This is a genomic window from Tenacibaculum sp. SSH1-16 (genome assembly GCF_040104435.1).
In the GTDB taxonomy this organism is placed as follows: domain Bacteria; phylum Bacteroidota; class Bacteroidia; order Flavobacteriales; family Flavobacteriaceae; genus Polaribacter; species Polaribacter mesophilus.
On sequence record NZ_JBECOV010000016.1, the window covers coordinates 37,297 to 50,612 of the forward strand.

General features: G+C 30.0%; 4 protein-coding genes. All 4 read left to right on the forward strand.

Annotation, left to right across the window (positions count from 1 at the left end; genetic code table 11):
* Window positions 1-8: 8 nt before the first annotated feature.
* The 4 genes from ABMY20_RS14950 to ABMY20_RS14965 are packed head-to-tail and all read left to right on the forward strand — an operon-like array spanning window position 9 to window position 13,305.
* Window positions 9-3,185 carry a baseplate J/gp47 family protein gene (locus tag ABMY20_RS14950; protein WP_349265673.1) on the forward strand — a complete coding sequence of 1,059 codons (3,177 nt, stop codon included), beginning with the start codon at window positions 9-11 and terminating at the stop codon, window positions 3,183-3,185.
* Window positions 3,173-6,373 (forward strand): hypothetical protein, encoded by a 3,201-nt coding sequence (locus ABMY20_RS14955; protein ID WP_349265674.1) that lies wholly within the window; start codon window positions 3,173-3,175, stop codon window positions 6,371-6,373. The genes ABMY20_RS14950 and ABMY20_RS14955 overlap by 13 nt, the downstream gene beginning before the upstream one ends.
* 45 nt (window positions 6,374-6,418) lie before the next feature.
* The gene (locus tag ABMY20_RS14960; protein ID WP_349265675.1) at window positions 6,419-11,530 is read left to right on the forward strand and encodes a hypothetical protein; all 5,112 of its coding nucleotides are present in this window, start codon (window positions 6,419-6,421) and stop codon (window positions 11,528-11,530) included.
* Window positions 11,530-13,305: a contractile injection system tape measure protein gene (locus tag ABMY20_RS14965; protein ID WP_349265676.1), complete on the forward strand. Its 1,776-nt coding sequence runs from the start codon at window positions 11,530-11,532 to the stop codon at window positions 13,303-13,305. The genes ABMY20_RS14960 and ABMY20_RS14965 overlap by 1 nt, the downstream gene beginning before the upstream one ends.
* Window positions 13,306-13,316: the final 11 nt, after the last annotated feature.

Genomic DNA, 13,316 nt, shown 5'->3' on the forward strand with positions numbered 1-13,316 from the left:
GATACATCATGAGTAAAATCATATCTAACATATTACAACGAAGTGGAACAGGTCAAGAGCTACGATACATTGAAGCATTGAATCCTGAAAATTTCGAACTTCACGATTTTACTATAGAAGATTGGATATTGTTTGCCTATAATTTTGCCAAAAAACTAAATTATTTTCCTACAGAAAATCACGAAGTAGCTTCAGGAGATTGGCAACATTTTTTCAAAAAACTAACCACATCAACTATTCCTTTTAGAGGAACAAGAGAATACAATAAATTAAAAGAGAATATTCAGACAACTCTTGAGGGGTATACCCAAGAAGGAAAATTAAGTCCGCACTTAACTTTATTCGTATGTTTTTTAAAGTTATTAGAACTTTCAAAAGAACGATTTAACAATTTAACCAAACGTCACTTAGATTTTTATTACAAAGAAATACTTCAAGTTCAAAAAAGAGAACCAATTCCAGATCAAGCACATGTAATTTTTGAACTAGCTAAAAAAATAACGGATGAACGAATAGAAGAAGGCACTTTATTGGATGCGGAAAAAGACAGTCTTGGGAATCCGTTAGTATACGAAACAGAAGAAGAGTTAATTGTTAATAAAGCATCAGTAGGAGTTATAAAAACAATTTATAACAACAACACAGTAGAATTAAAAAAGATAAAAGTAAGTGAGGTAGCAAATACGAAAGATGGGATTGAAGAGGAATTACCAGAAGACGAACCATATTGGTACCCTTTTGGGTATCCAGCAAGTGAAAAGAATGCTACTGAGTTGCCAGATGCTGAACTTGGGTTTTCTATTGCTTCACCAATGTTGTGGTTACAAGAAGGAGATAGAACAGTAACGGTTACTATTAAGTTTAAAAACAATTTTGAAGAATCATCCTTTGAGGTAAGTGAATTAATCCCAACCATTCAGCTTTTTGGAAGTGGAAATGAAAAATGGATAACACCAACATTAATCGCAATTAACCATGTGAACGAAGGTAATTTGGAAATTACCAATGAAGTAAGTTTTACATTTACATTAGGACTTGATTCAGAAGCGTTGGTAGCATATAATGAAGAGTTTTTACTTGAAAAATACGATACATCATATCCATTAGTTCGTTTTGTTTTTGATGTTTCTAACACGAAAGGATATGATTTTTATAGGTTGTTGGCAGGTAATATACTTGAAAAAGTAACTATAAAAACAGATGTTAAAGGAGTAAAATCAGCAATTGTTGAAAATGATAATGGAGTGGTAAGAACTAAAAAACCATTTCACCCTTTTACTACACGCCCTATTGAAGGATCTAATTTTAGTGTAAGTTATAAAGAAGCCTTCTCAAAAAAATGGAAAGATTTTAAAGTAAATCTACGTTGGAAAAATACTCCAGAAGATTTTAAAGAATGGTATCAAGCATATGTAACATCATCAAACTATTCATCAATCAATAAATATATTGATGTACTCAATAAAAATATAGATGAAAGAGCCTTATTGGTGAATAATGAAACGCATTTTAAAGTAGAAAAACGATTATTACACGTTGCGGGAGAAGCCAATGAAACTGTAGGAGAAATAAAAAATCTCTTTATAAAAGAGATAGATGAAGAAACTGATGAGGTAAGCTATACGGCAGAGTTTGAAGTAGAAAATAATGCAAATGCTTATGAAATAGGAAAAGCAGAAGCCTTACAACTTAGTTTAGAGCAATCCTTTTTACACGAATTATACTCTAAACTTTATGCATTAGCAGTAAGTGCAAATGATAAAGATATTATTTTTCCTAATGAACCTTACACTCCTTTGGTTGAATCAATTTCTGTAAATTATTCAGCAGAAGAAACGATGCTTCTGGAAAAAATGGATTTAGAAGGAAATCGTATTCAACTGTTTCATGAACACCCTTTTGGTCAGCATGAAGAAAATTACGCAGAAAAAAAGTATTTACAAGAAGAAAAAGGAATTGTAGATCTTTTTGATAAAGATGTTATTCAAACCACACTAGTGCCAAAATACTGTGTAGGAGGTCACTTATTTTTAGGAATAGAAAATGTAGAGCCTCAGCAAAATCTTTCACTGTTAATCCAAGTATTAGAAGGAAGTGAAAACCCACTAGTAGAAAGTTTTGGAGAAAACGAAAAGATAAATTGGTCGATATTATGTAATAATAAATGGAAAACGTTAGAGAATAATATCATTTCTAATAATACAGACAGCTTCTTAAAATCAGGAATTGTTACGTTTTCAATACCTAAAGAAGCTACTTCAAATAATACATTATTGCCATCAGGATATACTTGGATAAAAGCACAAATGAATAAGTCATATGATGCAGTATGTAAAGCGATTGGAATTCACGCTCAAGCAGTATTGGCTACGTTCAAGAATAACGATAATGAGGTAAGCCATTTAAAAAACGGGTTGCCTTGTGAGACCATCAAAAAAATGGTGACACGTATTCCGCAAATAAAATCAGTTTCACAGCCTTACAATGCATTTGGAGGAAGCCCAGAAGAATCTGATGCTAATTTTTATAGAAGAATAAGCGAGCGATTACGTCACAAAAACAGAGCCATAACTTTATGGGATTATGAACACTTAATTCTTCAGGAGTTCCCTGAAATTTATAAAGTGAAGTGTTTAAATCATACTTCAGAAACAAGTTTTACAGCAGCAGGGCATGTTACTTTAATTGTGGTACCAGATACCGTAAATAAAAATGTATTTGATATTTATCAACCAAGAGTTAGCAAAGCTACTTTAAATAGTGTTATGAATTATATCAATTCATTAAACACCTTGCATGTAAATGCTGAAGTTATCAATCCTAATTATGAAGAAATAACGATTGGTTTAGAAGTTAGTTTTTATGAAGGATATGATGAAAACTATTACACCGAGCAGCTAAAAACTGACATCACAAAATTCCTATCACCTTGGGCGTTTGACGAAACCAAAGAAGTAACCTTCGGGATTATGCTGCACAAAAGCATATTGATTGACTACTTAGAAAAACTGACTTATGTAGATTATTTACAGAATGTAACCATGAATGGTGATGCCAAGGTGTACAAAATAGAACCAAGTAATCCAAAATCAATATTAGTATCTGCTAAAACACATAATGTAAGTACTGTATTAACTACCTGTAAAGGAACTAAAAAAATCATAGAACAAACATGTCAGCTATAAATGAACATATCAATATACCAAAGAATATATCTACCAAAGATGACTTAGATTTTTCTTTTTTAAGAAAAGAAGGAATCTCTTATTTGGAAAAATTAGGAGGTAAGTTATGGACTGACTTCAATTCACATGATCCAGGAGTTACTATTTTGGAAATGTTGTGTTATGCCATTACGGATTTAGGAATGCGTATTGATACACCATTGGAAAACTTATTAGCATCCAAAGATTCGAATTTATCGCTACAAGCACAATTTTACAAAGCTTCAGAAATTTTCCCAACCAAACCAGTCAATGAATTAGACTATAGAAAATTGTTTATTGATTTAGAAGGAGTAAAAAATTGTTGGCTACGAATTTATGACAAACAAGTGTTTGTTGATTGCAAGAATAACAAATTAAGCTATAAAAAGTTTGAAGACATTCTACCAGAATTTCAAAAAGATTTTAAGCTAAAAGGATTGTATTCGCTATTAGTTGATTTAGAAGAAGGTTATACAAAAGAGCAGATTTTTCCGAATATCAAAACAGCTTATCATGAGAATAGAAATTTATGTGAAGATTTAATAGAAATAAAAGAAGTAGACACGCAACCGATTGCTATTTGTGCTAATGTTGATGTAATTCCTGAAGCAGATGAAGAGTGGGTATATGCTAATATTTTATTCCAAATAGAAAACTACCTATCTCCATCTTTAAAGTTCTATTCAATTCAGCAAATGCTAGATAAAGGGTATGCAACTGATGAGGTTTTTGATGGACCTATTTTAAAGAATGGATTTATAGATGTAAAAGAACTGAAAAAAGCAGAATTGAGAAAAGAAGTGCGCCTTTCAGATGTGATGAAAATTATCATGAACATTGAAGGGGTAAAATTAATTAAAGACATCTCTGTAGGTTTTTGTGATGAAAATATAGTCCAAGAAAATAAATGGGTAGTTTGTATTGACCCTGATAAAAAACCTGTGTTATGTGAAAAGAGTACGTTTAATTTTAGCAAAGGATTCCTTCCTCTCAACTTAAACTATGATAGAGTAGATGAGTATTTAAAACAATTAAAAGAAGATGAAATAGAATCGCAACAAATAGCAGATGAAGACAAGGTTTTATCGTTGCCAAAAGGAAGTTCAATAGGAGCTAACGAGTACACTACTATTCAAAATGATTTCCCGGATACTTATGGAATCGGTCAAGAAGGATTAGCCGTACATGTTACGAATGAAAGGAAAGCAAAAGCAAAACAATTAAAAGCCTATCTAACATTTTTCGATCAAATCTTAGCAACCTATTTCAAACACTTATCAGAAGTAAAAACATTATTGTCTATTAGCGGACAAGAAACGCGAACATTTTTTACACAAGCGATAAAAGACATTAAAGATTTTGAAGAGCTTATAAGTGAATATCCACAATCAAATGATGATGAATTAACAAAGCTTTTATTCAATCAGTTTGATAACAATGTGGAACGCAGAAATTCTATTTTAAATCATTTGTTAGCGCGTTTTGCAGAACGATTTGGAGAATACACATTTATTATGAAAGCGTTGTATGGAACAGCAACTGATGAAATTGTACTATTAAACAAAGAAGCCTTTTTAAAAGATTATAAAGTGATTAGTAGTGAAAAAGGGCTTGCTTTTAACTATTACAAACAAAACCAAGATAAATTATGGTATACAAATAACGTATCTGGATTTCAAAAACGAATAGCACGTTTAATGGGGATTTCCAATGAGAAAAGAAGATATTTAACGGAAACCAGTGTAGATATTTATGAAGTATCAGAGGGTAGTAACACATATAGATGGAGATTAAAAGATACTAATGGAAACATATTACTATCAGCAACTGAAAACTATGCTAAAAAAGTTTTAGCTATTGAAGAATTATACTTTGCAGTATTACAAATTGTGCAAACCAAGGAAAAAGATATAAAGGAAGCTTTTGAAGAGGGGATTACAAATAATATGCAAATTGGATTCATAAGAATTCATAAATCTACACCATCAAAACCTTCTATTCCAGTAAAGTATTCTTTTGATGTTATCAATCCAGAAAAGCCAAAGAGTAGTTCTGATTACATCATTGCAAAGCAATACAAATACTATACTAACATCAATGATTTAAAAGAAGCATTGTTAGAGATAATTTCTTTTCTAAAAAAAGATTTCACAGAAGAAGGAATGTTTTTAGTAGAGCATATGCTATTGCGCCCAGATGTTACAGAGTCTTATGTTGAAATATACGAAGAAATAGAAGGAAGTAATACCTATCGATGGAAATTACGAGATAATGATGGAAACATCTTGTTATCAGCCCAAGAAAACTATGCAAGTGAAAAAATTGCAGTAGAAGGTTTCTATTTAATTACACAGCAAGTTTTACAAATAAAAGAAATTGATTTAGAGAGAGTATTTAAAAAAGATATTGTAGATAAAAAGAGAGTTGGGCACATAAGGATCCATAATGCTACATTATCAAAACAACCAAATTCTGTAAAATATTGGTTTAATATAGTTAACCGTGAAAAGCATGAAGATAACAGTGAATCGAGTCTTGCAAAGTCAAGTGAATATGAAAATAGGAACGCATTAAAGAATGCTTTAAAGAAACTTCTCTGCCTACTAAAAAAAGATTTTTTAGAAAAAGGGATTTATAATGAAGAACAGATGATTTTACGACCAAAAAACACGAGTAACAAAATAGAAAACTTCCTACCTATTTGTGCAAAAGATTGTGAAGATTGTGGAACGATTGATCCTTATTCTTATAGAGTCAGTATTGTTTTACCAGGATATACATATCGTTTTTCAAACCCAGATTTTAGACGCTATATGGAAGATGTTATCAGGCAAGAACTTCCAGCACATGTACTACCAAGAATATGTTGGGTAGGGGAGCGTAAAGGAATTATATCTGATAATGAAAATGATTTGTTGCAGTTTGAAAATGCATATAAAAAATACCTGTTTGCAAAAACAAACTTAGAACAAAAACAACCTGTAGAAAATAACGAGCTGTTAGATTTAATACAAGCTATACAGCAATTAAATACTATCTATCCATCAGGGAGATTAACCGATTGTAATGCAGAAGACGAAGCATTAGATGGAAGAATTATACTAAACCAATCTAGTATAGGAAACATACAATCAGAAAAAGAAAATAATAACGAAGAAAACTCATAAAAACAGTACGTGTTTATTTATTAACACAGCCAAAACATAATACGTATGGAAACGACTAACCTGAAACTAAGAGAAATTACAACTGAATATAGTAAGTTTAATGCTAATCAAGTGTTAACAGAAACACAACTCAATACATTTATCGACTATTTTGAAGATCAAAACCGTTTGTCGAGATTAGGTTTAAGTGGTGTTGGAATAGCCTGTGGGTTTGAGGTAACTCCAAAATTTACTACAGATAAAACAGTTGTGTCGAGTATTGAAATTACTCAAGGAGTAGCAGTAACTACTGATGGAGATTTAATTCAGTTTTTTGATTTAATAAAAGAAAACATAAAATCAAAAAAGTTTTCATTCTACAAAAAATTTGAGGATACCGACGGCAAATACGAGCGTTTTAGAAATACTCAAAAAAAGCAATATAATTTATGGGAATTACATAGTGAAGAAAATGAGTCGCATACCCCTTTAATTGAGTTTCCAGAGATACAAAAAATGGCTGTTTTATTGTATCTCGAACAATATCCAAACGAAGATGTATTATGTAATAAACTAACATGTGATAATCAAGGTATCGAGCAGATTAATAAGCTACGAGTATTACTTATAAGTATTGAAGACTTAGAAGCTATTGCATCAAAAGACACTATTTTTTTAAAACACAATTGGTATAAAATTAATGATGAGTTACCTGTTGTAAAAGCAAAAAGAGTGGTGTTAAATGAGAAAAACACCAAAACGTTTTCAGAATTAAAAGCTCAGTTTGATAGTGTAATTAAAGACAAAAGTATAAGTGTAGATTTAATTGATGGTTTTGATACGATATTCTCAAAATTTCAAAAACCATCAATAACTACTAAAATAAAAGCATTATTTAATTATAGTCCGTTTGCTATTCCATTAGATTTTCAATACAGGTACGATGTTATCAAAGATTTGGTAGATACGTATAATGAAATTAAAGAACTTTTACTTCATATTAATGTAAACTGTTGTCCAAATATAGGAGCTTTTCCAAAGCATGTAATGTTAGGAAAGTTGGAAAAAGAAACAGCATATCCAGAATTACGTCACCGACTTTATAAATCAACTATTGTAGGTCATGAAAATGAAAACCTTCAAAAAATACAGTTGTTAATTAATAGAGCAATTGCTATTTCGAGTAATTATATAGGAAAAACAAAATCAGAAGATGTGGTAATAACCCCATCAAAAGCATATACTCCTTTAAGCGACAAAGCAATTCCTTTTTATTACAACGTTTCTTCACAGTTTTTAAAGAATTGGGATTTTAATAAAACAAAAAATTATAGAGACAACCAAAATTTAAGCTATCAAAAAGAGAATCTTAAAAAATCAGAAGCAATTCAAAACCCATTATCATATAACATTGATAACAATGATTTTTATAGAATTGAAGGGCATCAAGGAAAAATGTATCGCGAAGCACTAGCGAAAATTTTGGACGATAAAAAAAAATACGGATTAAATTTTGATGTGAAAACACTTTCCATCAATACTACGAAACAAAACATCAACATTAATAATTATGAATGTGAGTTTGAAGATTTAAAAATGTTGTTAAACGCATGGAGAGCAGAACAAAATTGCATTTTATCAGAAGTAAGTAAAACATTTTCAGCATTCAAATTAACCAACCCAAAGGTTAATATAGTAGTGGATAAACTAATTCCATCAAAAGATAAAAGAATAAGTGCAACTGAAGAAGTAGCAGCGGACACTGCTTTTATGGACAAAGAAGTAATAAATAAAATGAAGTTTCTTTCTAAGGAAAAAACTAAAAAACGAGAAACAATATATAAATACAATAAAACTGTTTTAAACAAATACCAAGACTATCTGATTAATAAAGAAAATATTGTAAAAGAAAACTTGACGAAAGATGAAGACTCAATAGGCTATTTAATAGATCGTGTAATAGGTAAAAATAAAGAAGGATCCGCAAGTGATATTATTGTTGAATTGAATAAAGAAACCGAGGCTATAAAAGAAAAAGAAGTTTGGAAAGAAGAACCAACACTTAGTGATTTTATATTAACAGACCTTACAGAAACCTTAGTTCATACGTATATTTTAGACACAAAAATACCATTAAATATAAGAGATATAGATAGTCTTGTGCTAACAAGTTATAAACTGACAATAGCAGAGCTTTGTAAGAAAGTAAAAAACCTACAAGCAAAGTACAACAGTACCTCATTGGAAGTTTCAACCAAACAAATTTTAGGTTTATTAATTAACCAATTATCTATTGTTTGTTGTTCAGGAAAAAAGTTAGAAACACTACTTTTAGAAATAGAAAAAAGAAAGAAAAAGATTCTAGAAAGAATACAACTTTCAGAATTTGTAAAACAACATCCAGGTCTTGAACATAAAGCAGGAGTTATTCCAGGAGGAACTTTTGTAATGGTATACGTTACCGAAAATGCAACAGATAAAAACACGTTTGATGATGTAGTGCTAAACATCGTATTTAAAAATCAACCAGTAACTTCAGATAAAGAATCAGACATTACAAATAAGTTTATAAACTCGAAAGATTTAGCTATCAGTAAAGATGAGATTAGTTATAAAAATGGAGGAATAATAAAGCTATGGGATAAAAGTTCAACTATAGAATTTTCATTTGTAGATGCGAATTATTTCAAAACACCACACACAAAATATATTAGCAACAATATTGTGCTTGTAGGTGAAACATTAGCAGAAACAGTTAGTAATTTTTCAGCTTTTTTAAATGGAATTTGGATTCAAACAGGAATGTCTAAAACTCTAAAAGCTGAAGAAACAGTTATAAACGAAGACGGTTCTGTAGGAATGCGTATTATTATTAAAGACCATTTGGTACCTAAAGATGAATATTTTTTACAGGTATATAACTCTGTTGTTTTAGAAACTAACAAAAAATTATATTTCGAAGAAAATACTGTAATTAAAGAAAATGAAACACTGAAAAATACAGTAGTAGCAGATTTTTCGCTACCGTATATGTGTTGTTCAGATTGTGCTCCAGTGAATTTCATAATTCCTAAAGAACCACCATTTTTAAGCTTGCCAGTAAGTACTATTTGTTTGAAAAAAGATATAGAAATTGACTCTTTATTATTTACTGTAAGACCATTAGATGGAGAAGTAAAAGCAAATGTGCCTGAAGGTGTGGAGTCAGGAGTTTATTTAGATGAAGAAGATAAAAGATGGAAAATTGATGTAACTAAAATAGATAAAAGTTTATTAGGTAAACCAATTAAATTTATGGTTAATGATGAGCCTACAGATTGTGAACTTATTGTATATCCAGCATTAGAGTTATTAGTTGAAGTAGAACAACCTATTGAATATAATGAGAATAAATCGAAAGCAAGAGTAACCTATGTGTTACATTGGAAAGACACTGATTTTGTAAATGCTAATTTCTTTAATAACATCAAGTACTCTTGGGACTTTATGGGAGATGGTACCAGAGTGGAACGTACACCTATAAATAATAAAGTTTTTCAAAATTATGGATTGCCAATTGATGATATAAACAATGAGATACACCCAGGATTGAAAATTTCATTAGGACCATGTTCGAAAGAAATATCTATAAATCCAATAAAATTTGATACACTAACACCATCTGAATTAGCTATTCAACCATCATATTGTATCGATTTTACTAAAGAAAAAACAGCAAGAATTCCATTTACGAATGTTAATGGAACAATAACCATTGCAGATGGAGCCATAAATGGAGTAACGATTGAAAACAATGAACTAGTTGTTGATGTAGCAGTTTTTGAAAATTATGGTCAAATAATTGAGTTTTTAGAAGATGGGCAAACAACCAATGCAAGAATCACGATTCATGAAGTTAAGCAAATAAGTATTTCAGAAAGAAGTGAATCGAGATTTATATGGAAAGATGGACAATTATTTTATGAAGCAGTTTTCGAAGCTATCCTTCCAGAAGGAGTAAAACCAGAAGGGTTAAAATTCAATTGGAGTGTAAATGGTATTGAGTCGGGAGCTGAACTTTTTAATCCTAAATTACTAGTTAAAGAAGGAATAGAAAATACATATACAGTAACACTTGCAATTACTGATGGTAATGGCTGTTTCTCAACTGCAAAGTTTACAAAGACTATTGCATTTCCAGAGTTTACAATAAACATACCAACCACTTTTTGTTTAAGTGATAAAGAGCCTTATCCTGTTGAAGTAAGACCAAAAATTGAAGGAGTACAACTCACAGGTGGAAATGTAAAGTTTAATGAAGAAATAAAATCATGGGAGTTTGTACCAGCTAATTCTGGACTAACTAATTCAGGAACTGTAAGTATTGGTATTGTAGGAACATTTGTAACACAAACAATTAACCTTACAGCAACACCACAAGCAAGTTTTACACATAGTTTTGATTCAAAAACTAGAATAGTATCATTAACAAATACTTCAGAAAAGGGAGACGAGTATGTTTGGGTAATTAATGGAGTTGAAAGAGAACCTCAAATAAAAAGAACAACAATAACAGAAGACCTGAGCAACTTTGATGGAGATTCAGTAAAAGTCTCTTTAACGGTAGCAAGTAAGTGCGGAGAGCATACAACAACAGAAGTTATAGAAATAGAAAAAATACAAGATAAAACCTGTGAGGAAATAACAAAAGGAGCAATTGACAATTACTATAAATCGAATAAATTTAGTATGAATGATGGAATTGTTGGAAGTAAGGTTAACATGACTGTAGTAGTTCCTACAAATGATATATATATAAAAATAATAGACGATAAAAGCAATTCTTATTTAACAGGAAAAAACAACAATCAATTAACTGAACTGTTTTTAGATTTATTAAATAATACGTGGATGCTTTCTTTACAGAACGCTGATAATAGAACGTTACTTGTAAAATATTATAAAGCACAGGTAAGATTATTCTTTAATATTCTTCATTGTCAAAAGCAAACAGTTTTAGAGTCAGATGAAATCAAACAAGACCTTCAAGATTTGTTAATTGAAATTGACACAGGGTTTACGGAAGGACAAATAAAAAAAGAAGAAGCTTTATTAGAGTTTTTAAGAAAATGTTCAGTAGAAATTCAAGCCGAATACATTTCTAAGTTTATAAAAGAAAACTTAATACAAACCGCATAATGGCTGCCCTAGAACATACCATACAAAAAGTATTTGTTGAGGTAAATACGAAAAGTAAAAAAGTAGCAGAAGAGTGTAAAAATACCATCGAAAACTTTTTACAGAAAGAAGTATTTCCAGAAATAGAAAAATATTTTAACTCTCAAGAAATCGAGTATGAAGCAAACATTCAACAAATAGAAAATTTAAATATTGAAGTTAATATATCTAATAGCAATGCATCTATAAACGATAGCAGTACAAAGAGAGAAATAAAAGAACAACTTATAACAAAGCTAAAAGCAATTTTTAAAGCACCAGAGTTGCATAAATTAACTATAAAAAAGGTTACTACAACAGAATCTAAATTAGATACTTTTTTTCACTTTTTGCAATACGGTACAATAGCTTGGTGGAATCAAAAAGAAGAGAAAAGTTTTACAAAAAAGATGTTGTTTGAAATAACAGAAAGTCAATTTTTTGAAGAACGTTTTTTAAAGTCATTAAGAGATCAAGTTCAACAGAATAGATTAATTCAACAGTTTAAGACTGACGAGTTACAAATATTATTTCTAAGTATTTTTAATAAACCCAAAGAGTATGAATCATTTCTAGCAACCATTAAAAAATTTGATTTTACAAACTGTAAGATAAAAAACAGCGTATGGGAGTTTTTTATTAAAGCAACAATTAATAATGATTTTTCAAGAATAGTAAATGAAGTTCAAGAAGAAATAGAGATATGCAAAAGAACAAAGGCTTTTAATTCTTCAAAAAATCTAACTCAATTTTTACAAGAGCTAACTTCTCAAGAAAGAATATTTAGAAATCAGTCTAATAGTAAAGAACAGAAGGAGTTTAAAGAGAAGAAAGAAAGAAGTAGCATTGAGGTTGTTAATACAGAGTTTATAAGTAAAAAAGAAGAGAAAAAATCAGATGTAAGTATTGATAAACTAGATAAAGTAGGAGGCAAAAAAAATCAAAACAAAGCAGAAGAATTAACTCTTCTAAAAAATGAATCAAGTAACTCTAATTCACAAAATACTCCTGAAAAAGTAGAAAATCAAAACAAAAAAGAAACCTTAAAGAAGCAAACATCATCAAAAGAGAAAAGTAAAGAAGTAAAAGAAGAATTAAGAATAAAAATGCAAGCGAAAAGTAAGAATCTTTATGAAAATAAAGAAGTAAACTTAAAAACGGAGAAAATTACTGAAGACCGAAAGAGAGCTGAATATAAAAGGAGACATCAAGAAGCGTTAAAAAATACTTTTCTAAGAAAAAAAGAAGTTATAAGCGAGCCTAAATCACATCTTATAAAAAATGCGGGATTAATTTTATTACACCCTTTTTTAAAACAGTTTTTTAATACATGTGGTTTTCTAGACAATGAGAACAAAATTATCAAACCCAATGAAGCAGTTCACTTGCTACATTATGTAGCAACTAAAAAAGAACAACAGTTTGAAAACAATTTAATTTTCGAAAAATTTTTGTGCAACCTACCCATACAAAGTTCTATTGAAAGAAATGTAGTACTGAGTGATGAACTTAAAGAAAAATCAGAGGAATTGTTAAGAGCAGTACTTCAAAATTGGTCGGTTTTAAAAAGTTCTTCAAATGACCTATTGCGTAATGAGTATTTACAAAGAGAAGGAAAACTAGATTTAACTAAAGAGAACCCCAATCTGACAGTTGAAAGAAAAACACAAGATATTTTAATAGATACTAAATTACCATGGAATTTAAGCTTATGTAAACTTCCTTGGATGAAGGAATTAATCTTTACGAATTGGTAAAATATAACTAA

What these genes read in the sequence shown, in the direction of transcription:
- ABMY20_RS14950 (WP_349265673.1), top strand. Translation starts at nt 9, where the DNA reads ATGAGTAAAATCATATCTAACATATTACAACGAAGTGGAACAGGTCAA.
- ABMY20_RS14955 (WP_349265674.1), top strand. Translation starts at nt 3,173, where the DNA reads ATGTCAGCTATAAATGAACATATCAATATACCAAAGAATATATCTACC.
- ABMY20_RS14960 (WP_349265675.1), top strand. Translation starts at nt 6,419, where the DNA reads ATGGAAACGACTAACCTGAAACTAAGAGAAATTACAACTGAATATAGT.
- ABMY20_RS14965 (WP_349265676.1), top strand. Translation starts at nt 11,530, where the DNA reads ATGGCTGCCCTAGAACATACCATACAAAAAGTATTTGTTGAGGTAAAT.